This is a genomic window from Streptomyces sp. MGP-BFMKR1 (genome assembly GCF_057766585.1).
The window spans coordinates 5,576,555-5,599,058 of record NZ_CM173408.1; the positions used below are offsets into that span (position 1 = coordinate 5,576,555).

Below are 22,504 nucleotides of genomic sequence, written 5' to 3' on the forward strand. Positions count from 1 at the left end.
TTTTTACGGCTTTTAAGCCGACGCCTTCAGTGACGGTACCGCCGAGCGTAAGCGATCGGTTGCCTAGAGCGAGATGGAGATTCGCGAACGAGCGGCGTCCAGCCCGCTGCGGCTTTCCCCCGCCACGCACAGCGCGGAGAAGCGCCCCACGTCGCGCGTGCCATGGGCGTACCGCGCCTGGAGGAGACAGGAAGTCATGGATCAACCCAGGGACAGAGTGACCCACCGGTGCGGGAGGAGGTGCTCCGTGCTGACCGGGCAGCACACCGTACGGACCGCGCTGGGCTGCGTGTTGCGGTTCTTCCTCGCGGACGCCGGGTGTGACGCCGGGCCCGGGTGGCGGCCGGTGTCGGACTGCGCGTTCCAGCACGCCTACGAGCTGAGCCTGTTCGACCCCGCCGGCCTTGCCGCCGGTGACCTGCGGCCCAACGCGCACCGCGTCCAACTCGCCCTGGACGCGCTGACCGGTCCGGGCAGCTTCCTCTGGTCGGACGGCGCGCACGCGGCCGGGGTGATGACGACCAACGGCAAGGCCCCCGAGGACTGTGGCCTGGGTGTGGAGGAGTGGCGTCGAGGTACGGGAGGGACGGCGTGACGGAACGACAGGTACGCGTGAGTCTGTTGGTGTGGCGGCCACGCGACCCCGACCACCCCGGCGACCTCTCGGCGGGCTGGCCGCGCGTCTTGCAGGTCCGTACGGGCGCGGACCCCTGGCAGGTGCCCAGCGTGTTGCTGCGGCCGGGCGAACCGCTGATGGCCGCGGCGGAACGTACCGCGTACGCACTCGGCCTGACGTTGCCGAACGCCCACCGCGTACTGGCCATCGACCAGCGGGCGCCCACGGGCCGGGAGCCGGAGGAGTTGATCGTCATCGTCGACGGTGGCTGGGTGGCCGAGGGCGATGTTCGCGCGGCGGACGGGCCCCGATGCGCCTGCTCACCCGCCTGCCCGCACCAGCGACGCTGGGCCGGTACGGACGCGCTGGCCGATGACGTGGGGCTGGCCTCGGCCCTGGGCGCGGCGGTCGCGGCGATCCCGGCGTTCATCGTGAACACGCCCGCCACGGGTGGCTCGACTGCCCGCCCCGCTCCCGCCGTCGACCATGAGTGGCCCGCTCGACGCTCAGCCCCACCCGGCCGGCGCAACTCCCGGGGTGAGGAGTGCCGTTGATCGACACCTCGCGTCGCCTACCGTGTCCGCGACAGACGCAATGCAACGGACGAGACGACGAGGAGCCGCGGACCGTGGACCAGGGACAGAGCCGTGAACACAGTCGTGAACAGGGCAAGGGCGGGGACCGGGAGTACGTGAGTGCCACGCTGACGGTCGCCGCGCCCGCCGAGCGGGTGTTCGCCGTGTTGGCGGACCCGGCGACGCACGCGGCGATCGACGGCACCGGATGGGTGCACGAGGCCGTCGAGCGGGCGCCGCTGTCCGAGGAGGGGCAGATCTTCCGGATGGCCATGTACCACCCCAACCACCCCGACGGTCACTACCGGGTGGCCAACAAGGTGCACGTGCTGGACGCGCCGCGCGCCATCGGTTGGCTGACAGGGGAGGAGAAGGAGGACGGTCAGTTGACGTTCGGCGGCTGGTTCTGGCGGTACGACCTGGTGCCGCTGGGCCCGTCCGAGACGAAGGTGACGCTCACCTACGACTGGACTGCGGTGCCGCCGTCCATCCGGGAGTACCTGGAGTTCCCGATGTTCGGCCCGGACCACCTCTCCAACTCGCTCAAGCACCTGGCTGACCTGGCCGTCAGCGGCTGACCTCGCCGCTGAGGGCCAGGCCGGCCAGGCTGACGGGGCGGGCCGCCGGCCCGCCCCCTTCGGAGTTCGCTCCTCGGAGGGCCCGCGCCCCGCCCTCCCGTGGCTCGCGCGCTTCGACTGGAGGTCGCGCCCGCGCTCCCGCAAAGCCCTCCCTGTTCCCGCCCTGCCCCCTGCTTCGCGGGTCACGCCCGGCTCACGCCCCGCCCGCCCGGCCGCTGCCCCTACCCCCCGCACGCGCCCCGCCGTGGCATCCCCCAGGGGACCCGTCGTACCCCGGTACTACGCGTGGACGCCCCGTGGCGGACCGCGGGCTGACGAGTGGGGGCGGCGGCGTGCCTAACGTCGGATGTGGGCCACGGGAGCACTGGGCCCGCACGTCAGGGTGTGCGCCGACGCACCTGCTCTGACGTGCTCCGATACGCGCGGGCCAGGCCGCGGGGTGGCCCAGCCAAGGGGCGCCGGGATGACGGGAGCACAGCGATGATCAGGGCTTACGGGCTCACCAAGCGGTACGGCGAGAAGACCGTCGTGCGGGACCTGACCTTCACCGTGCGGCCGGGCACGGTCACCGGGTTCCTCGGTCCGAACGGCGCCGGCAAGTCGACGACGATGCGGATGCTGCTCGGCCTCGACGCCCCCACCAGCGGCCGGTCCACGATCGGCGACCGCGCGTACGCCAGCCACCCCGCGCCGCTGCGCCAGGTCGGCGCGCTGCTCGAAGCCCGCTCCATCCACCCCGGCCGCACGGCGCGGGCGCACCTTCAGGCCCTCGCCCACACTCACGGCATCCCGCGCCGCCAGGTGGCCTCCGTCATCGACCGGGTCGGGCTCGGCGAGGCGGCGGACCGGCGGGTCAAGGGGTTCAGCCTGGGCATGGGGCAGCGGCTCGGCATCGCCGCCGCGCTGCTCGCCGACCCGGCCACGGTCATCCTGGACGAGCCGGTCAACGGGCTCGACCCGGAGGGCGTGCTGTGGATACGCAACCTGCTCAAGTCCCTCGCGGCCGAGGGCCGTACGGTCTTCGTCTCCTCGCACCTGATGAGCGAGATGGCGGTCACCGCTGAGCACCTGATCATCATCGGTCGCGGCCGGCTGCTCGCCGACACCACGGTGGAGCAGTTCGTGCGCGACGCGGGGCTCGGGGAGATCACGGTCGTCTCGCCGGAGGCGGACCGGCTACGAGCCCTGCTCGCGGGCCCCGACGTGCGGATCGAGGCGACCGACGGCCGCCCGGACACGCTGCGGGTCACCGGCGCCGACGGCGAGCGCATCGGCCGCACCGCGGCGGCACACGGCATACCCGTCTTCGAACTCACGCCGCGCCGCGCCTCGTTGGAGGAGGCGTTCATGGAGCTGACGCGGGACGCGGTGGAGTACGTGGCCCACGACGACGACCCGACCACCCCTCAGCCCGCCCCCACCTCACAGCACGCCACCGCGTCCCAAGGAGCCGCCACGTGACCGGCCGACCCGACGAACTCGTCACCCAGTCCCAGCAGCGTCAGCCCCGGCAGCGTCAGCCCCGGCGGCAGCGCCAGTCCCAGCAGCAGAGCGCGGGCCCGCCCGCGGTCGCCGTGGCCGGTCCGCCCGTCGACTACCGGATCACCTGGCCGCGCGTGGTCCGCTCGGAGTGGGCCAAGCTGTGGTCACTGCGCACGACCTGGAGCATCCTCGCCGCCACCCTGCTGGTGACCGCCGGCCTCGGCGCGGTGGTCGCGGGGACGTACCAGAGCGGCGACGGCGACGGCGTCGAGCCCGTCGAACTCACGCTGCTGGGAACGCAGTTCGGGCAGATCCTGCTCGCCGTGCTCGGCGTGCTGGTGACCGCGGGGGAGTACGCGTCCGGCATGATCCGGGCCTCCCTCACCGCCGTGCCGCGCCGGCTGCCCGTGCTGTGGGCCAAGGCGGTCGTCTTCGGCGGTGTGGCCCTCGCGGTCATGTTCGCGACCGTCTTCCTCACCTTCCCCCTGGCCCAGGTCTTCCTGTCCGGCACGGACATGGCGGCGAGCCTCGGCGACCCCGGCGTGGCGCGGGCGCTGTGCGGGGCGGCGGTGGGGATCGCCCTCCTCGGCCTGCTGTGCCTGGGGCTCGGCGCGCTGCTGCGCAGCGTTCCGGCGGCGATCGGCGCGTACATAGGGGCGGTGCTCGTGCTGCCCGAGGTGGTCGGACTGCTGCCGTACGACGTGGTGGACGACATCGTCGCCTGCCTGCCGAGCAAGGCGGCGCAGGCCCTGATGATGGTGGACGGAGGCCCCGACCTGCTGGCCCCGGGCCCGGCCCTGTTCGCCCTGTGCTGCTCGGTCGCGGCGACGCTGGCGGTGGCGGCGCTGTTCCTGCGGCGCCGGGACGTGTGAGCGACGGGCCCGGCCGGCGCGCGGGGCGGGCGCGTGACGCCGGGCGTGCGCCCACCCGCGGGGCGGGCGGCCGGCGCGCGGGGTACGAGGATGGTGCCGGGTGGGCGGCGCGTACGGGCGGCCCATCCGCCACCCTGCCGGCCGAAGCAGGGCCGGCAAGAGCCGGCCGACATGGGGCCGGTGCGGGGGCTGGCCGACGTGGGGCCGACGTGGGGCCGACGTGGGGCCGACGTGGGGCCGACGTGGGGCCGGCGCGGGGCCGGGTGAAGCAGGGCCGGTACGGGGCCGGATGACGTGGGTTCGGTACGGGGCCGGCCGAAGCAGGGCCGGTACGGGGTCGGCCGACGTGAGGCCGGCACGGGGGAGAGCGACGAACGAGGGGTGGGCGGGGATGAGTGCGGTGGGGGGCGTCCAGGAGTGGACGCCGAGTGGCCCGTATCCGATCCGATGGGCGCACCGGGCCGCGCGGCGGGTGCGTGCCCTCGACGCCCGCCGCCCGGTGCTGTGGGACGCGCTGCTGACGCTGGTGTTCGCCGCCGCGGCCAGCGTGGACGTGGCCGGCGGCAACTGGCGGCGGATCGCCCACTCCGGCGAGGTGCCGGTGGCGCTGGTGGCCGCCATGGCGGCGGGCTTCGTCCTGGCACTGCCTTGGCACCGCAGACGCCCGCTGGCCGCGTTCGCCGCCATGACGGCGGTCGGCCTGGTGGACGCGTGGGTGGGTACGCGGCTTCAGGTCGGCCAGATGGGGCAGTTGATCGTGCTCTTCTGCATCGCCCTGCGGCTGCCGGGCAAGGCCCTGACGGTCGCCGGCGCGCTGGTCGTCACGCAGGCCGCGGTGGGCGCGACGCGCTGGCCCGAGGGGGACTGGGGGCAGGCGTTCCTCCCCGTCGTCACGGGCAGTGTCGTGGTGGCGCTGCTCGGCATAGCGGTCCGCAGCCGCCGCGACTACACGGCCTCGCTCGTGGAACGGGCCCGACAGCTCGAGGTCGAACGCGACCAGCAGGCCCAGCTCGCCGCCGCCGCCGAACGCGCCCGCATCGCCCGCGAGATGCACGACATCATCGGCCACAACCTCTCGGTCATCACCGGCCTGGCCGACGGCGGTTCGTACGCGGCGCGCAAGAGCCCCGAGCGCGCGGCCCAGGCGCTGACGGCGATCGGCGCCACCAGCCGGCAGGCGCTGGACGAGTTGCGCAGACTGCTCGGCGTGCTGCGCGACGACGACACGGACGCGCAACCCGAACCCGAACTCGGCCCGCAGCCCACGCTCGCCGACCTCGGCACACTCGTGGACCGGGTGCGGGAGGCGGGGCTGCCGGTGCGCCTGTCGGAGCGCGGCACGCCCGCGCCGGGCTCACCCGGCCGCGAGCTGACCGTGTACCGGGTCGTACAGGAGGCGCTGACCAACACGCTCAAGCACGCGGGCCCGCAGGCCACGGCCCTGGTCGAGGTGACGCACGCGCCACACGCGCTCTCCGTCGCCGTCATCGACACGGGCGGGCCCGTGCGCCAGCTACGACACGGACAGCTCGCGACGGGCGGCGGCCACCAGGGCAGGGGCCTGCGCGGCATGCGCGAGCGCGCCGCGCTCTACGATGGGGCCCTCACCGCAGGCCCGCGCTCCGACGGCGGCTGGCACGTACGCCTGGAACTCCCCGCGTCCCCCGCCACCCCACCCCCACGCCCACCAACCCCCCGCGGCGCGGACACCGAACCGCAGCCGGACACCGAACCGCGGCCGGACACCGAGCCCCGGCCGGACGCCGAGCCGTCCCACAGCGCACGGAACACACACGAGCCACACGCTGCACACGACACACGGGAGGCACAGGACGCGCAGGACACACAGGACGCGCAGGCGACGGGCATCGAGCGCGGGTCACGCGAGGGGTGGGGCGGGCAGGCGACGGGCACTGTGCCCGGGACGTGCGAGAGGCGAGAGGTGGGTGGTGCGTCGTGACGACCGTCCTCATCGTCGATGACCAGCCGTTGCAGCGCTTCGGCTTCCGCATGTTGTTGGAGAGCCAGGACGACATGGCGGTCCTCGGTGAGGCGGACAACGGCACCGCGGCCGTCCGCAAGACCGCCGAACTACGTCCCGACGTCGTCCTGATGGACGTCCGGATGCCGGGTCTGGACGGCGTGGAGGCCACCCGCCGCATCGTCGCCGCCGGTGACCGTAGCCGCGTGCTGATCCTGACCACGTTCGACCTCGACGAGTACGCGTACGCCGGGCTGCGCGCCGGGGCCAGCGGCTTTCTGGTCAAGGACGCCCAGCCGGAGGAGTTGCTCGCCGGCATCCGCGCGGTGGCCAGCGGCGACGCCGTGGTCGCCCCGGGCCTGACCCGCCGCCTGCTCGACGCCTACGCGGACTGGTTGCCGACGCCGGGCGCCGGGCCGGGTGGGAATCGTGCCGAGGGCGCGCCTGACCCGCGGCTTGAGGCCCTCACCGAGCGGGAGCGGGAGATCCTCACCGTGATCGGCAAGGGCTGGTCCAACGCGGAGATCAGCGCCCGCTTCCGGCTCGCCGAGTCCACGGTCAAGACCCACATCAGCCGCATCCTCGCCAAGACGGGCGCCCGCGACCGGGTGCAGGCGGTGATCCTGGCGTACGACACGCGACTGGTGCGTCCCGCGCCATGACGCCGTCGCGGCCCCGGGGGGGGGCTCAGAGGCGGGGGCGGCCCAGGGCGCGGTACGTCCAGTCGGCCTGGCGCCAGACCTCGGGGTCGAGCGCGTTGCGGCCGTCGAGGATGCGGCGGTCGTCGACGACGGCGCCCAGCTCCTCCGGGTCCAGTTCGCGGAACTCGCGCCACTCCGTCAGGTGCAGTACGACGTGGGCGCCGCGCACCGCGTCCAGGGCGCTCGGGGCGTACCCCAGGGTGGGGAAGAGGGCACGCGCGTTGTTCATCCCCTTCGGGTCGAACACCGTGACCTGCGCGCCCTGGAGGTGGATCTGACCGGCCACGTTGAGCGCCGGCGAGTCCCGTACGTCGTCCGAGTCCGGCTTGAACGCGGCGCCCAGCACCGCGACCCGCTTGCCCAGGAAGGAGCCGCCGACAGCGTCACGGGCGAGTTCGACCATGTGGCCGCGCCGCCGCATGTTGATCGAGTCGACCTCGCGGAGGAAGGTGAGGGCCTGGTCGGCGCCGAGTTCACCGGCGCGGGCCATGAAGGCCCGGATGTCCTTGGGCAGGCATCCGCCGCCGAACCCGATCCCGGCGCGCAGGAACTTCTTCCCGATCCGCTCGTCATGGCCGATCGCCTCGGCCAGCTTGACCACGTCGCCGTCGGCGGCCTCGCACACCTCGGCCATCGCGTTGATGAACGAGATCTTGGTGGCCAGGAAGGAGTTCGCGGAGGTCTTCACGAGTTCGGCGGTGGGGAAGTCGGTCACCACGAACGGCGTGCCCGCGGCCAGTGGCGCCGCGTACACCTCGCGCAGCACCTTCTCGGCCCGCTCGCTGGTGACGCCCGCGACGATGCGGTCCGGCCGCAGGGTGTCCTGGACGGCGAAGCCCTCGCGCAGGAACTCCGGGTTCCAGGCCAGCTCCGCGTCCTCGCCGACCGGCGCCAGCTCGCTCAGGCGCGCGGCGAGCCGGCTCGCGCTGCCGACCGGGACCGTGGACTTGCCGACGACCAGCGCGGGGCGGAGCAGCAACGGGGCGAGGGACTCGAAGGCGCTGTCCACATACCGCATGTCACAGGCGTACTCGCCCTGCTTCTGCGGCGTGTTGACGCACACGAAGTGCACGTCGCCGAAGTCGGCGACCTCCTCGTAGGAGGTGGTGAACCGCAGCCGTCCGCTGCTGCCCTCGTGGCCGGCGACGTGCTGCCGCAGCAGGTCCTCAAGGCCCGGTTCGTACATCGGCACCCGGCCCGAGGAGAGCAGTTCGATCTTCGCGGGGTCGACGTCGAGGCCCAGCACCTCGAACCCGAGTTCGGCCATGGCCGCGGCGTGGGTGGCGCCGAGATACCCGGTGCCGATCACAGTGATCTTGGGGGCCATGCTGTGCTCCGTGGGTACGAATCGTGGTGAGGGCGGGCCGGACTGCGTGGCCCGAGCATAGTCCGGGCCTCATTCGGGAAACTGAGCCGCTGTCGTCTAACTCACGTACCCGCGTCTTGGCCGCCACCCCTAGGATTGAGTTACTTAACGGTTATTAACGCTCGGGTACGCCTACTCAGGGAGTGAGGACACCGTGGCCTCCGCGGAGAAGAACACTGTCGGATTCGACCTCTACCGCCCGGCCGAGGAGCACGACATGCTCCGCGAGTCGGTGCGCGCCCTCGCCGAAGCCAAGATCGCGCCGTTCGCGGCCGAGGTGGACGAAGAGGGCCGCTTCCCGCAGGAGGCCCTGGACGCGCTGGTCTCCAACGACCTGCACGCCGTGCACGTCCCCGAGTCCTACGGCGGCGCCGGGGCCGACGCCCTCGCGACGGTGATCGTCATCGAGGAGGTGGCCCGCGTCTGCGCCTCCTCCTCGCTGATCCCCGCCGTCAACAAGCTCGGCTCGCTCCCGGTCATCCTCTCCGGCTCCGAGGAGCTGAAGAAGAAGTACCTGGGCCCGCTGGCCAAGGGCGACGCGATGTTCTCGTACTGCCTGTCCGAGCCGGACGCGGGCTCGGACGCCGCGGGCATGAAGACCAAGGCGGTCCGGGACGGCGACTTCTACGTCCTCAACGGCGTGAAGCGGTGGATCACCAACGCGGGCGTCTCCGACTACTACACGGTCATGGCCGTCACCGACCCGGAGAAGCGCTCCAAGGGCATCTCGGCGTTCGTCGTCGAGAAGGGCGACGAGGGCGTCTCGTTCGGCGCCCCGGAGAAGAAGCTCGGCATCAAGGGCTCGCCCACCCGCGAGGTCTACTTCGACAACGTCCGCATCCCCGCGGACCGCCTGCTCGGCGCCGAGGGCACCGGCTTCGCCACCGCGATGAAGACCCTGGACCACACCCGCATCACCATCGCGGCCCAGGCCCTCGGCATCGCGCAGGGCGCCCTCGACTACGCCAAGGGGTACGTCAAGGAGCGCAAGCAGTTCGGCAAGCCGATCGGCGACTTCCAGGGCGTGCAGTTCATGCTGGCCGACATGGCGATGAAGCTGGAAGCGGCGCGGCAGCTCACCTACGCGGCGGCGGCCAAGTCCGAGCGCGTCGCGGCCGGCGGCCCCGACGAGGACCTGACCTTCTACGGCGCCGCGGCCAAGTGCTACGCGTCCGACGCCGCCATGGAGATCACCACCGACGCGGTCCAACTCCTCGGCGGCTACGGCTACACGCGTGACTACCCGGTCGAGCGCATGATGCGCGACGCCAAGATCACGCAGATCTACGAGGGCACCAACCAGGTCCAGCGCATCGTCATGGCCCGCAACCTGCCGTAGCGGGAGCTACGCGGGATGCCGCCCGCGCGGCCTGACCCAAGGCCCGCGCGCCACGCGGCCCCCGCGCCCCCGTGACCCGCGTACGGACAACGACCCCCGGCCTCGCGCCGGGGGTCGTTGTCCGTTCCCCGTGCTCGGCGCCGTGCCAGGGCGCCCGGGGCGGCGCGCCGGGCCCCGCGCCCGGCCCCAGCTCACAGCCCTGCCCCCAGGCCACCATCGGTCGCCACCGGCGCACGCCGCGCCCCCGAGGCGCGCCGCGAACCGCGTGGCGGGCGCGCGGCGGTGGTGGGGGCGCGCGGCGGCGACGGTGCTTCGAGCCGGCGGGTCGGGGCGGCGCAGGACCCGTCAGCGGCCTCTCCCGCGGCCTACCGTGAGGACGACGAGTGCGGCCACGCGGACGCACCGCGCATCCTCGGGGAGCAGCCATGGGAGACGTCTTCGACAAAGTGACCTGGTGGGGCGATGGCAGTACGTCGGGCCCCGCCGTGATCCAGCCGATGGACACGCCGATCCTCGCCTGGCGTGGCAACCAGAACAGTCGCAACATCACCGTGGCCAACGCGACCGGCCCGCCCGGCCAACTCGCGGGCACCGTGCTGCGGAAGACGGTCCTCGCCGACTCCTCGCCGTACGCGCCGGCCCTCGCCGGCGGGCTGTTGGCGGACATCCACGGGCAGCTGGCCTGGGTCGACATCAGCGCCGGGCAGCGGTTGCACGTCGCCACGTTGGAGATCGAGACCCGCACCTTCACCTTCACCGGACGCCTCGCCGGCCGCACCCTCGTGAGCGACGGCGTACTCAGCGGACGGAGCGCCCCCACGCTGGCGGGCTCCAGCCGGGCGTTTCCGCAGGTCGGCGTGGTCGACCAGCAGGGCAACCAGGTGGTGGCGAACGAGAGCAACCCCCTGGTCTTCAGCGCGCTGGCCACGCTGGCCTGGGTCGGGGCGACGCGCGGCCCCGTGCGCCGGTTCAGCCTCAGCGACGTGCCCGGCGGCCGGTTCCTGTGGGCCTGGACCGCGTCGGACGGCTTCCTCCGGTTCGCGTTCACGACCTCGCCGACCCCGAGCGGGGAGACGCCGGTGGTCGTCCGCTCGGCTCAGCAGAGCATCGCGCAGCCGTCGGTCACCTCGTACCGGGGCGGGGCGCACGTCGGGTGGACCGGCGTGGACGGCACCGGGCTGCTCAACGTCGCCGCCCTGGACCTCGGCCGGCTGGGAAACGGGGCCGACCCCATCACCTCGGTGAACATCCTCAACGAGCGCGGCATCGGCGCCCCCACGCTGGTGGGAATGGCGCCCACCGCCAACGTGCGCACCCACCGCCTGGCCGTCTTCTGGGCCGGCACCGACGGCCAGGGCACGCTCAACGGGGGCGTCGTCTATCGCGAGTGAGCCCCGCGTACCCCGGCGGGCTTCTGCGACCGACTCCGCCCCCTTCCCCGTCGGCGCGGGCCGTTCCCACGCCGATCACACGCGGCCCGGCCCCACGGGGACCGTTCTCGCGGGCCCCGCTGGTGGCCGGCCGTTCGCGTGGGGTGGGGTGGCGCGTCGGCGTCAGCGGCCGGGGTCGTCCCGGCGCTTGCCCAGTTGGTCGTCGAACTTCCGCTGGGCGGAGTCGATCTTGCCTCGGTGCTTGCCGCCCGTCTTGCGGTCCACCGCGTCACCGGCCTTGTTCATGCCCTTGCGCGCGGTGTCCTCGTGCCCCTTGAGCATGCTCTTCAGCTTGTCGAGCATGGACATGGCGTCCTCCTTGCCGATCCGGCTTGCTCTTGTCACCAGCATCTCCGAGCCCGGCCCACCCCGCATCCGCACCCGTTCGGCCCGCCGGTCAGCACCGTGGGCGCCGCGCGGCGGTCCGTGCCGGGGTGATTGCCCTGGGCCGGGCCGCGTGCGAAGCGATCGTGCGGCTCACCGACCGACCCCCCGCACGCCACATACGCACCTGCCCCCGCGCACGCCACATACGCACCCGTCCCGGCGCACGCCGCGTACGCACCCGCCCTCGCGCACGTCACGTACGCACCCGCCCCCGCGCACGCCGCGTACGCACTCGCCCCGGCGCACGCCCGTGGCGGCGACCGGCCCACGCACACGCCCGCGACGGCGACCCGGCCCACGCGCCCACCGCGACCAGCCCACGCGCCCACCGGGGCCACGCCTGGCGGCTCCGCACACGCGAGCCCGATTCTCGACACGCGCACACGCGAGCGGGCCCCGACACCCACTGTCGGGGCCCGCTCGCGGACTCTTCGCCCTGCCGCACCGCCACCGTCACCGGCCCGCCGAACCGGTGCACCGGCGCGTGGGACGGGCTCAGGCGGTGGTCACTTCGCCGAGACGGTGACCTTCTCGTCGTTCTTCAACTGCTCGACCAGCTTCTTGACCTGCGGCATGTCCCAGAGCACCGCCGAGCCCTTGGGGGTGCTGTAGCCAGGGTTGGCGACCGGCATGTTCATCTGCTTGCCGTCGCCGCCCGTGACGCCCTTCATCGCCCAGAACATCGAGCGCAGCTTCCACAGGCTCATGTCCTTGTCCACGATCAGCGAGTCGAGGCCCGCGCTCATGGTCGGGTACAGCCGGAACGGGTTCATGATGGTGCCGGGCGTCGCGGCCTGGGAGGCCAGCGCGGACAGGAACTTCTGCTGGTTCTTCGTACGCTCCAGGTCGCTGCCCGCCTCGTACCGGTTGCGGACGAAGGCCAGCGCGTCCTTGCCGTCCAGCGTCTGCTTGCCCTTCTTGAAGTCGGCGCCGGATTTCTTGTCCTTGATGTCGCGCGGGATGTCCATCTCGACGCCGCCGACCGCGTCCACGATCTTCGCGAAGCCGCCGAAGCCGATCTCCGCGTAGTGGTCGATCTTGAGGCCGGTGTTGTACTCGATCGTCCGGACCAGCAGCTCCGGGCCCTGGATCGAGAACGCGGCGTTGAGCTTCTGCTGCTGCTCCGGGATGCGCTTGCCGGACTCGGAACCGGTGAACGCGGGGATCGTCACCCAGGAGTCGCGCGGGAGGCTGACCATGGTGTTTCCGTTGTCCCCGACGTGCAGGATCATCATCGAGTCCGTGCGCTTGCCGTCGGCGGAGCCGGTGTGCAGGTCCTTCTTCTCCTCGTCGGACATGCCCTCGCGGCTGTCGGAACCCACGATCAGGTAGTTGGTGCCGCTGCCGCCGCTCGGCCGGTCCTCCACGGCGCCCAGGTCGACCTCGCGCTTGAGCTTGGAGTCGGCCCAGAAGTACGTGCCGATGGAGACGACCAGGAGGAACGCGAAGACGCTGACCAGGCCGATCGTGATCCGCTTGCGCCAGTTCGGGCGCACGGGCGGCGGCCCGGGAGGGGCGCCGTGCGGCGGCTGGCCGCCACCCGGGTCGCGGGGGAGGGGACCGCGGCCGGCGCCGTAGACCTGACCGGTGTTGTACCCGTCGTCATAGCCGTCGCCGGCGTGCGAGCCGTCGTAACCGGGGGGCTGCTGCTGGGGCGGGACCGCGCCGCGCGGCGACATCCCGGGCGGCAGCGGCGGTTCGCCCTGCGGACCGCGGGGCGCGGGGTCGCGGCGGACGTGCGGCATCGAACGCGCGATGTCGGGCGCGGGGCCGCGACCGGCGCCGCCGCCGCGCCCCCGGTCACCGTCGCCATTCCACCCCTCGGGCCAATTGCTCATAGCCGAAGTTTGCCCGCTCACACCAGCGCGCTCACAGGGCGGGTGCGGTCTTGGGGCGGGGCTGTTGCAGAGCTGATGCATTGCGGGGGGCGCATAAGTGGCGGCCATGACCATTCCGGCCCAGGCCGTGGCGGCGGCAATTCCGGGCAAACCACCCCCGGGTTCGCGCCGAAGATCGCTCACCGTACCGACACCGCGTACGGGCCGTGTCGGACGGTGACCGGAGGGTGGACGGCGGCGTGCCGGTCCGCCGGGGCCGGTCGGCGCCAGGCCGCTCCGTACCGTCGATCGCGCCCCGTGGCACCCGCGCTGACCAGCGTAGATGTACGGCGAGCAACGGCAGGGCGGCGTCGACGGCGTCCGAACATGATGTCGGGGCCGTCCGCTTATGGTGGAGGGCATGACTGATCAGGGCCCTACGGCGGCGGGGGACGACCTTCCCGGCAAGCCGACCTCGGCGTCGCGCACGACGCTGTCGCACATCATGACGGCGGCGGACACGAACCTCCTCGGGACCGTCCACGGCGGCGTGATCATGAAACTGGTCGATGACGCGGCCGGAGCGGTCGCCGGCCGGCACTCGGGCGGGCCCGCCGTCACGGCCTCCATGGACGAGATGGCGTTCCTCTCGCCGGTGCGCGTCGGCGACCTCGTCCACGTGCACGCGCAGTGCAACTGGACCGGCCGCACCTCCATGGAGATCGGCGTGCGCGTCATGGCCGAGCGGTGGAACGAGTCCACGCCCGCCACCCAGGTCGGCAGCGCCTACCTGGTGTTCGCCGCCGTCGACGCGGACGGCATGCCGCGCAGCGTGCCGCCGGTCATCCCCGACTCGGAGCGCAACGCGCGCCGCTTCCAGGAGGCGCAGATCCGGCGCACGCACCGGCTCGCCAGGCGCCGCGCCATCCGGGAACTGCGCGAGCAACGCCCGGACGAGTGACGAGGGACGAGAGACAAGGGACAAGGGGCCAGTGGCAAGGGTCGAGTGACGAGGGCGCGGCGCGCTCGCGTGTGGGGCCGGGCCGCCCCCGCGGAGCGTCCGCGCCGCGCTACGAGCAGCTCACCTCGTCGCCCTTGACCGCCGACCCGGCGGCCGGGGTCGGGTGCTCCGGGCGTACGGGGCGCACGCCCCGGTGCTCGGTGCCCAGCGTGACCTGGAGCACCGGGCCCTGGCCGGGCACCGCGCGGAGCGTGGCGCCGGGCAGGGCCGTGGCCAGCGAGCGGGCCGAGTTCCGCCAGCGCGGGTCGTGGGCGATCACGGTGTGCGGGGCGCCGTGCTCGCGCGCGTTGCTGGCCACGCCGGTGGTGGCGAACCCGGTCGCGCGCAGCGCGCGGTCCGTCCTGGCGCCGAGCCCGGTGCGGTCGGTGCCGTTGACGACCTGGACCCGGATCTGCGCCGGGTCGATCTCGACCGCGGTGGCCCGGGGCCGGCGCGGGCGCTGCGGGGCCAGCGGGCGGTCCTCGCGGATGGCCTCGAAGAGTTTGTCGGCCCGCGCCTCGTTCCACCGTACGGTCGAGCCGACGCCCGGCACCGAGTAGCTGACGTCCCCGACGGGCACCGAGGCGAACTCCGACGAAGCGGGCGAGAAGCCCCGCATGGCCTTGCCCAGCTTGACGAGTTCGGCGCTGCCCAACTGCCGGTCGGCGCGCACCGAGCCGAGCACCGACGAGGCCACCTTCGCGAACTTGACCGGGTTGAGCAGCACCCCGCTGGCGGTCGCCTTGTCGATGAGGGCGGCCAGGAACCGCTGCTGACGCTGCATCCGGCCCAGGTCGGCGGCGCCGTCCACGTGCCGCGACCGCACGTACTGCAGGGCCTCGCCGCCGACCAGGGTGTGCCGCCCGGCGGCCAGGTCGAGCCCGGTGTACCGGTCCTTCAGCGGCCGTACGGTGCACACCTCGACGCCGCCGACCACGTCCACGGTCCGCATGAAGCTGGCGAAGTCGACTTCCAGGTAGTGGTCGATGTGCACGCCCGTCATGTGTTCGACGGTGCGCACGGTCAGGCTCGGGCCGCCCTCCGCGTACGCCGCGTTGATCTTCTGCGGGTGGGTGCGCCGCACGGTGCCGGTCGCCGGGTCGGTGTACGCGGGGATCTCGGCGTACGAGTCGCGCGGCAGGCTGACCACGCTGGCGCGGTCGTGGTCGTCCGAGAGGTGGACGAGCATCAGGGTGTCGGCGCAGTTGCAGGGGGCGCCACCGAGCCGGTACTTGGCCTTCTCCTCGGGCGTGATCGCCTCGCGCCGGTCGACGCCGGCGACCAGGAAGTTCGTCCCGTCGCCGGCGGCGGGGCGGTGGTCGAGGGACCCGAACGGGTCGACCCGGTCGATGCCGTTCTCCAGGCCGGAGACCATGGCGTGCCCGGCCCCGCCGGCGATCAGCACCGTCACGGCGGCGGCCACGGACAGCCGCCGCCCCCAGCGGGGCCGGTCGCCGCGCCCCGGCCTGGTCCGCGCCGCGGCGGCGGGCGGGGCGGCGGGCTCGCGCGGGGTGTGGGGCCGGCGCTGCGGGGGCGGGTGCGGGGAGCGGTCCGGTTGGGTCACTGGGAGACCTCCGCGACGGGCTGGGGGCGGGCGGGCACGCAGAACGGGAGGAACGCCCGGCACAGCATGGGCAGAACAGGGCGAAGTTGGATGAAGCGGCTCGAAGTGAGCATCGTAAGTCCATATGATGAGCGCCACAGCTCCCCACGCCGGGCGTCGCGCCGGCGGCCACCCGCCCGGTGCGCCTCCGCATCCCCCATTAGCGGTAACGTGGCCCGTACTACCCGCAGTCACCTGGGCGGCGACCCCTGTACCCCCGAGGGAAGATGTCTGAGTCACAGCCTCCGGCCGTATCCGTGATCATGCCGGTGCTCAACGAGGAGCGTCACCTGCGCAATTCCGTCCGGCACATCCTGGAACAGGAGTACGCCGGCGAGCTGGAGGTGGTGATCGCCCTCGGCCCCTCGACGGACCGTACGGACGAGATCGCCGCCGAGCTGGTGCGCGAGGACCCTCGGGTGCACACGGTGCCCAACCCCACGGGACGCACGCCCGCCGCGCTGAACGCGGCGATCAAGGCGTCGCGCCACCCGGTGGTGGTGCGCGTCGACGGCCACGGCATGCTCTCCCCGAACTACATCGCCACCGCGGTGCGACTCCTTGAGGAGACCGGCGCGCAGAACGTGGGCGGCATCATGCACGCCGAGGGCGAGAACGACTGGGAACACGCCGTCGCCGCCGCCATGACCTCCAAGATCGGCGTGGGCAACGCGGCCTTCCACACCGGCGGCGACGCGGCCCCGGCCGAGACCGTCTACCTGGGCGTCTTCCGCCGCGAGGCGCTGGAGCAACAGGGCGGCTACAACGAGGAGTTCATCCGCGCCCAGGACTGGGAGCTGAACTTCCGCATCCGCGAGGCGGGCGGCCTGATCTGGTTCTCGCCCGAGCTGAGGGTCTCCTACCGGCCGCGGCCGAGCATGCGCGCGCTGGCCAAGCAGTACAAGGACTACGGCCGCTGGCGGCACGTGGTCGCCCGCTACCACCAGGGCTCGATCAACCTGCGCTACCTCGCCCCGCCGACCGCCGTGGTGGCCATCGCCGCGGGCCTGGTCGTCGGCGTCGCGCTCACCCCGTGGGGCCTGGTCGTCCCCGGCGGCTACCTCGCGGCGATCGTCGCCGGCTCCGTCCCGGCGGGCAAGGGGCTGCCGGTCGGCGCCCGGCTGCGAATTCCGCTCGCCCTCGCCACCATGCACCTCTCCTGGGGCTGGGGCTTCCTGACCAGCCCTCGGGCGCTGGCGAAGAAGGTCATCGCCAGCCGCCGCCCCGCCGTCGTCGCCAGCGGCTCGGGCGTCTGAGCCCCGCCGCGACACCTCCGTACGACACGCCCGTACGACGACGCCGTAGGACACCGCAGTACGCCGCCGACGCGCGGGCGGGGCTGGAGGCCCGCGCGCCCGCGCCCGGGCCGGCAGCGCCGCCCGGGCCGAGGGAGAACGGGCCGGGCGGCGCCGCCCGGCGGGGGTAGGCCACCGCCGGGCGGGCCGGGCGCAACGAGCGGATCGGGTAGGGCGGACGAGCCAGCCGGGCCGCGCGCTGCGGCAGCCCGGCCGCAGGTCGGGCAGCCCGGCCCGGCCCGGACTAGAACGTGTAGACCGGGTTCACCTTCATGCACGCCGTGTCGTCGTCGCCGTTGAGCGCGTCCGCGCTGTCCGGCGCCTTGGTGTCCTGGTCCCGCTCCTCGTCCCCGGCGCCGTCGCCACTCCCCGCGTCCCCGCCGTCGGCCGGCTTCGGGAAGCTGGTGCCCTCCCGCCAGTCCGCGCCCACGACCACCGTCACCTGCGGCAGCCCTGAGCCGAGCTGGACGGCGCTCTTGGGCAGGCCGAGCGAGTCCGCGACGGCCAGCGCGTTGGCGCGCTGCTCCTCGGTCGCGTACGTCACCGTCGTCGCCGCCTGCGGCTTGGGCGTCGGGTCCGCGATGGCCTGCTGGAAGCCGTCCGCGATCAGCGCGTCCGCGATGGCCGAGGCGCGCTGCGGCACCGGGGCCAGCGAGGGGGAGCCGGTGCCGTTCTGGACGGCGACGGCGATCTCGCCCTTGGGCGCGGCGGGCACCGTGGGCTCGGTGGTCTTCTTCGGCGGGAGCTTCTTCTTGTCCTTGCCGTCGAGCGCGATGTCGTTGCGGATCAACTCGAACAGCTTGTCCGCGTCCCCCGGCTTGGGCACGACGTGCGCCTTGCTCCGCGGGTCCGGAATCCACGGCATCGTCGTCATGGTGATCCGCTTGGTGGGCACCCGCTTGAGGTCGTTGCCCAGGTCGTAGAGCTTCTTGACGGTGCCGAGCCCCGGGTCCACCTTGAGCGCCTTGGTCGCCGCCTCGGCCAGGTCCATCAGCTTGCCCGGGTCGGACAGCTTGGTGCCGGACTTGAGTTGGCGGACCATCGCGTTCATGTACATGTGCTGGGCCTTGGCCCGGCCGATGTCGCTGCCGTCCTCGAAGCCGTGCCGGGTACGCAGCCACTGCAGGGCCTGCTGGCCCTTGATGTCGTGCTCGCCCTTGTTCAGGTGCAGCCCCGAGTCGGGGTCCTTGACGTTGTTGTCCACGCAGACCGGCACGCCGCCGACGGCGTCGGCCATGTCCACCACGCCCGCGAAGTCGATCATCATGAAGTGGTCGATCGGGACCCCGGCCAGCCCCTCCCAGGTGGCGACCGTGCAGCCGGGGCCGCCGTTCTGGAGGCTGGAGTTGATGATGTTGCGGTCGGACTCCGGGTAGACCGTGCCGTCGTCATCGATGCACTTGGGTATGGTCACCCGGGTGTCGCGCGGGATGCTCACCACCGACATGTTGCTGCGGTCGGCGGAGACGTGCACCAGCATCTGCACGTCGGCCAGCGGCTTGCGGTCGGCGTCCGCGCGCGAGCCGCCGAGCTTGAGGTTCTCCTCGGTGTTCCGGCTGTCGGAGCCGAGCAGCAGGATGTTCAGCGGGGTCTGGCCGTCCGCGTTGGGCGTGCTGCGGTCCAGCCGGTTCTCGCCGAGGTTGAGGGTGTCCTTCTCTATGTTGCCGTTGAGGTGCTGGTAGTAGAGGTAGCCGGCGCCGGCCGTGCCGAGGATGACGAACGCCAGTCCGCCCGCCGACCACAGCAGTACGCGCCGCCCCTTGCCCGGCCCCCGGTTCCGCCGCCGGCCGCCCGCGCGCCGCGCGCCGCCGCCCCGAGGCGCCGGTACGCCGCCGCCACCGTGGCCGCCGCCGCGCTCCCCGTCGTCACCGCCACCGGGTGCGGCCGGCGGCGCGGCCGGCCCACGGGCGCGCCGCCCCCCGGCCCGCGAGCCCGCGCCGGACGCCGCCGCGGCCTCGGTCGAGCGCGCGCCCGGCAGGCCCGCGCCCGCGCCGGCCCGGCCGGGGGCGGCCCGCGGTCCGGCCGGCTCGGCGTCGCCCTCGTAGAGGCTGTCGTCCCAGCCGAGTTCGCGGGCCTCCGGAACGCGCCGTCTCGATCGCCCCCCTCGCGTGCCGTTGTGCCGCATCGGGCCTCCCCCTACTCGGTCGTGCTGCCGGCCTGATGGGGCGGGCGAATCGCAGGTTACTTCGCGCAGACGTTCTTATCGTCCGCCCCGATGCGCTGGACACCCTCCGGTGCCTTGCGCGGGGCGGTGATCGGAACGCCCTTGCCCTTGTAGTCCTCGCCCAGCGTCAACGTCATCTCCGCCATGGGGTCGGCCTCCACGGTGCCCGGCTTGAGCGCGGACCCTGGCAGACCCATGCTGTCGGCGAGCCGTCGGGCCTGGTCGGCCTGGTTGGGCGCGTACTCCAAGGTGGTCTTCTTGATGTCCGACGGCGCGTTCTGGCCGTTGGTGCTGTGAATTATCCCCTCTTCGTTCTGCATCCAGGTCACCGTCTCCTGTGCCGCGCCCAGCTTGCCGCTGCCGTTGAGCACTTTCACCCGAACGTTCGCGGGATCGGCCTTGGTTCCCTTCAGCCGGGCGGCCTCCTCGCTCTTGGCGGCCTTCTCCTTCTTCTTGACCTCGGTCAGCGACACGTCCTGGCGGACCATGGCGAACAGCGGCTCCGCCTTGGGTTTGTCCAACAGGACGGTCACCTGATCGGTGTTGTCAAAGACCGGCACTGTCGCGAAGGTGATGTTCTTGATGTCGACCTTGCTCAGGTCCTTACCGAGATCCATCAGCTTTTTTACGCTCCCAATGCCGGTGTCGACCGTGAGGGCGTCGGTGGCGGCATTGCTGAGCTTCCACATCTTCTTCGGGTTGGAGAAGGTGCCGCCCGACTTCATCTCGCGGATCATCGAACTCAGGAACTGCTGCTGGAGCTTGATGCGGTCCAGGTCGCTCTCGAAGCCGACGCCGTGCCGGGTCCGGACGAAGGCGAGCGCGTCCTCGCCCTGGATCTTGTGCCGCCCCGCGCTGAGCTTCAGCTTCGACTTCGGGTCGTCGATGTCGCGGGCCAGGCACACCTCGACGCCGCCCACCGCCGACGACAGCGTCTTGACCGCGTTGAAGTCGGCCATCATGAAGTGGTCCACCTCAAGGCCGGTCAGCTTCTCCACGGTGTTCCAGGTGCAGCCCGGGTCGCGCCCGTCCTGGCCGAGGCTGGAGTTGAACCGCACCTGACGCTCGCCGGGGATGGTCTTGCGGGAGCCGTCCTCCTGCTTGACGGTGCAGTCCGGGACGTCGGTGATCAGGTCGCGCGGGATGCTCAGCGCGGTGGCGTTCGAACGGTCCTCGGAGACGTGGAAGAGGATCGTGGTGTCCGCGTGGCCCACGCTGTCCTTGTCGCCGTAGTTCCCGTTGCCCTTGCCGGAGCGCGTGTCGGTGCCGATCACCAATATGTTGACCGGCCCGTCGATGACGGCGGGGTTGTTCTCGCCGACGTCGACCTTCTTGATGTTGCCGTTGAGGTGCTGGTAGACGAGGTACGCCGCGACCGAGCCGCCCACCAGCAGGAACGCCATCGTCCCGCCGCCCCAGATGAGGGCCTTCTTGGTCTTGGACTTCTTCGGCTTGGGCTTGCGGCGGCTGACGGGCCCCGACTGCTGCGGCACGCCACCGGCCCCGCCCTTGGCGTCCCGGCCGCCGCGCGGCGCCGCGCGCCGCCCGCGCTGCTCGGGGACGGCGCGTCGACGGGCGGCCTCCCTGGCCGCGGCCCTGCCGCCGGGTGCGGGCGCGGACGCGGGCGGCTCCGAGGTGTCCGCGGTGGTGTCCAGGCGCAGCTCGTAGCTGCCGGTGCTCGGATTGAATACCCACTGATCAGCGGGGTCGAAATCGCCCGCCTGCCCACGGCCTTGCGCGTCCACGGTCGTCTGTGTCCTCCGTCGGTGCCACGCAGCGCCTCCCCCTCGGCGCGCGGTCAATCATCTGCTGCAGGGCGCGGAAAAGCCTTGGTCCAGCGCTCCGGATCGCTCACACTATCCGCCAACTTCATTCGGCAGCGACGCCGGTGCCCGTTCGCGCGTTCCTACAACTGGGCAATTTGCCCAATCCATTCGGCGCCGTGACACGGTCCGGCGGAGTTTTTCACTTCCTCTTCTCACACAGCCCACGTGCGGTCGGCACGGGTCCGGGGGAGGCGGCACCGGGCGGCGTCCCACCGGGCGCACTGTCGGTTTTGTCGGCCTTCGTGCCGTTCTTCCCGCCGGCGTTGTCGGCCGCTTCGACCGTGCTTCGCCGTGGCGTCACCGGACGGTCTTCCCGTAGTTGGGCAAAGAGCCGGTCGGCGTCCGGCTGTACGAGTTCGTCGCGCGCGGCGTCGTGGCGGAAGGCGCGCCGCGGCACGGTGAGGAAATCGACCTTGTCCGACGGAATGTCCCGTACACCGCGCACCAGGTTGTACAGATCCCGCAACGAGTCCAGGCCGGGGTCCGTGGTCAGGGCGGAGGTGGCCGCGTCGAGGACCGGATACAGCTTCGTCGGGTTGAGCAGCACCCCGCTGCCCTGCACCTTGCGCACCAGGGAGCTCATGAACGCCTGCTGGCGCGCGATCCGCTGGGTGTCACTGCCGTTGCCGAGCGTGTAGCGGGCGCGGACGAAGCCGAGCGCCTGTTCGCCGTCCAGCACCTGGCGCCCGGCCGGCAGGTCCACCCGCGCCTTCGCGTCCCGCATCGGCGCCGCGAGGCACACCTGGACCCCGCCCACCGCGTTGACCAGCCGCTTGAAGCCCTCGAAGTCCACGATCATGTGGTGGTCGATCCGCACGCCGGTGAGCTGCTCGACGGTACGGATCGTGCAGGCCGCCCCGGCCTTCTCGAAGGCGTGGTTGAACTGCCCGAACGTCGCCCGCTGGCGCTTGCCGCCGGGCCGCTCGCAGTGCGGGATGCGCACCATCAGGTCGCGCGGGATGCTCACCGCGGTGGCGCGGTCCCGGTCGCGGGACAGGTGCAGCACGATCGCGGTGTCCGAGCGCTGGGTGCCCCGGTCGCGGCCGTACCTGCCGTTGGGCCCGCCACGGTCGTCGCTGCCGATGAGCAGGATGTTCTGGGCGCCCTTGACCAGCACCGTCGGCCGCTCCGCCTCGTACTTGCGCAGCAGCTCCGCCGTGTCGCTGTCGGTGGTGATGTTGCCGTTGAGGCGCTCGTACAGCACCCAGCCCGCGCCGGCCACGAGCAGCACCAGGACGGAGGCGGTCACCGCCGTCCAGCGCAGCCAGCGGCGCTGGCGCGGCGCTGGCGGGCCGGACGGCGGCGGCTGGTCTGCTTCCGGGTCGGTGGGGCGCTCACTCACGTCGGGGTCCTTCCCCCGCGGGCCTTGGCCCCCGCGGAGTCCGCGGCGCGTGGGGCGGTCGGTCACTGGAGCGAACGCGTCGGCCCCGCGCGTGGTGGTGCGTCACGACGATCATCGCCCCCACAGCCCG

Annotated in this window: 18 protein-coding genes; 11 read left to right on the plus strand and 7 right to left on the minus strand. The window is 72.7% G+C overall.

The window, feature by feature from the left end; genetic code table 11:
- Positions 1–247: 247 nt before the first annotated feature.
- The 7 genes from AC3CHW_RS22065 (at position 248) to AC3CHW_RS22095 (ending at position 6,766) form a co-directional block, all read left to right on the plus strand.
- The gene (locus tag AC3CHW_RS22065; protein WP_488467613.1) at positions 248–595 is read left to right on the plus strand and encodes a hypothetical protein; all 348 of its coding nucleotides are present in this window, start codon (positions 248–250) and stop codon (positions 593–595) included.
- The gene (locus tag AC3CHW_RS22070; protein ID WP_488467614.1) at positions 592–1,170 is read left to right on the plus strand and encodes an NUDIX hydrolase; all 579 of its coding nucleotides are present in this window, start codon (positions 592–594) and stop codon (positions 1,168–1,170) included. The genes AC3CHW_RS22065 and AC3CHW_RS22070 overlap by 4 nt, the downstream gene beginning before the upstream one ends.
- Positions 1,171–1,244: 74 nt before the next feature.
- Positions 1,245–1,769 (plus strand): SRPBCC family protein, encoded by a 525-nt coding sequence (locus tag AC3CHW_RS22075; protein WP_488467615.1) that lies wholly within the window; start codon positions 1,245–1,247, stop codon positions 1,767–1,769.
- Between the two features lie 480 nt (positions 1,770–2,249).
- Positions 2,250–3,230 (plus strand): ATP-binding cassette domain-containing protein, encoded by a 981-nt coding sequence (locus AC3CHW_RS22080; RefSeq protein ID WP_488467616.1) that lies wholly within the window; start codon positions 2,250–2,252, stop codon positions 3,228–3,230.
- Positions 3,231–3,343: 113 nt separating this feature from the next.
- Positions 3,344–4,123 (plus strand): ABC transporter permease, encoded by a 780-nt coding sequence (locus tag AC3CHW_RS22085; RefSeq protein WP_488471133.1) that lies wholly within the window; start codon positions 3,344–3,346, stop codon positions 4,121–4,123.
- Positions 4,124–4,514: 391 nt separating this feature from the next.
- Positions 4,515–6,083, plus strand: coding sequence for a histidine kinase (locus AC3CHW_RS22090; RefSeq protein ID WP_488467617.1), 1,569 nt, complete (start codon positions 4,515–4,517; stop codon positions 6,081–6,083).
- Positions 6,080–6,766, plus strand: coding sequence for a response regulator (locus AC3CHW_RS22095; RefSeq protein WP_459249337.1), 687 nt, complete (start codon positions 6,080–6,082; stop codon positions 6,764–6,766). The genes AC3CHW_RS22090 and AC3CHW_RS22095 overlap by 4 nt, the downstream gene beginning before the upstream one ends.
- A 25-nt stretch (positions 6,767–6,791) precedes the next feature.
- Here the strand turns inward: AC3CHW_RS22095 and AC3CHW_RS22100 are convergent, their stop codons facing one another.
- Positions 6,792–8,132 (minus strand): UDP-glucose dehydrogenase family protein, encoded by a 1,341-nt coding sequence (locus AC3CHW_RS22100; RefSeq protein WP_488467618.1) that lies wholly within the window; start codon positions 8,130–8,132, stop codon positions 6,792–6,794.
- A gap of 256 nt (positions 8,133–8,388) precedes the next feature.
- Here AC3CHW_RS22100 and AC3CHW_RS22105 point away from each other — a divergent pair, with 256 nt between their 5' ends.
- Both AC3CHW_RS22105 and AC3CHW_RS22110 read left to right on the plus strand, forming a co-directional pair.
- Positions 8,389–9,510, plus strand: a complete 1,122-nt coding sequence (locus AC3CHW_RS22105) for an acyl-CoA dehydrogenase (RefSeq protein ID WP_176166104.1) — start codon at positions 8,389–8,391, stop codon at positions 9,508–9,510.
- A gap of 425 nt (positions 9,511–9,935) precedes the next feature.
- On the plus strand, positions 9,936–10,901 hold the full coding sequence (locus AC3CHW_RS22110) for a hypothetical protein (RefSeq protein WP_488467619.1): 966 nt from the start codon (positions 9,936–9,938) through the stop codon (positions 10,899–10,901).
- 162 nt (positions 10,902–11,063) lie between these two features.
- Here the strand turns inward: AC3CHW_RS22110 and AC3CHW_RS22115 are convergent, their stop codons facing one another.
- Positions 11,064–11,285, minus strand: a complete 222-nt coding sequence (locus AC3CHW_RS22115) for an antitoxin (RefSeq protein ID WP_488467620.1) — start codon at positions 11,283–11,285, stop codon at positions 11,064–11,066.
- 548 nt (positions 11,286–11,833) lie between these two features.
- Entirely contained in the window at positions 11,834–13,165 is a 1,332-nt protein-coding gene (locus tag AC3CHW_RS22120) for an LCP family protein (RefSeq protein WP_488467621.1), read from the minus strand.
- Between the two features lie 400 nt (positions 13,166–13,565).
- Here AC3CHW_RS22120 and AC3CHW_RS22125 point away from each other — a divergent pair, with 400 nt between their 5' ends.
- On the plus strand, positions 13,566–14,105 hold the full coding sequence (locus tag AC3CHW_RS22125) for an acyl-CoA thioesterase (protein ID WP_176161960.1): 540 nt from the start codon (positions 13,566–13,568) through the stop codon (positions 14,103–14,105).
- 109 nt (positions 14,106–14,214) lie between these two features.
- On the opposite strand, the gene AC3CHW_RS22130 is transcribed toward AC3CHW_RS22125, so the two are convergent.
- Positions 14,215–15,708: an LCP family protein gene (locus AC3CHW_RS22130; RefSeq protein WP_488467622.1), complete on the minus strand. Its 1,494-nt coding sequence runs from the start codon at positions 15,706–15,708 to the stop codon at positions 14,215–14,217.
- Positions 15,709–15,974: 266 nt separating this feature from the next.
- Here AC3CHW_RS22130 and AC3CHW_RS22135 point away from each other — a divergent pair, with 266 nt between their 5' ends.
- On the plus strand, positions 15,975–17,003 hold the full coding sequence (locus tag AC3CHW_RS22135) for a glycosyltransferase family 2 protein (protein WP_398611489.1): 1,029 nt from the start codon (positions 15,975–15,977) through the stop codon (positions 17,001–17,003).
- A gap of 283 nt (positions 17,004–17,286) precedes the next feature.
- On the opposite strand, the gene AC3CHW_RS22140 is transcribed toward AC3CHW_RS22135, so the two are convergent.
- The 3 genes from AC3CHW_RS22140 to AC3CHW_RS22150 all read right to left on the minus strand — a co-directional run bounded on the left by AC3CHW_RS22140 (position 17,287) and on the right by AC3CHW_RS22150 (position 22,374).
- Positions 17,287–19,167 carry an LCP family protein gene (locus AC3CHW_RS22140; protein WP_488467623.1) on the minus strand — a complete coding sequence of 627 codons (1,881 nt, stop codon included), beginning with the start codon at positions 19,165–19,167 and terminating at the stop codon, positions 17,287–17,289.
- 56 nt (positions 19,168–19,223) lie between these two features.
- Complete coding sequence (locus AC3CHW_RS22145) at positions 19,224–20,951, minus strand: LCP family protein (protein ID WP_488467624.1); 1,728 nt, start codon at positions 20,949–20,951, stop codon at positions 19,224–19,226.
- A 220-nt stretch (positions 20,952–21,171) separates the two neighbouring features.
- Positions 21,172–22,374, minus strand: coding sequence for an LCP family protein (locus AC3CHW_RS22150; RefSeq protein ID WP_488467625.1), 1,203 nt, complete (start codon positions 22,372–22,374; stop codon positions 21,172–21,174).
- Positions 22,375–22,504 lie beyond the last annotated feature (130 nt).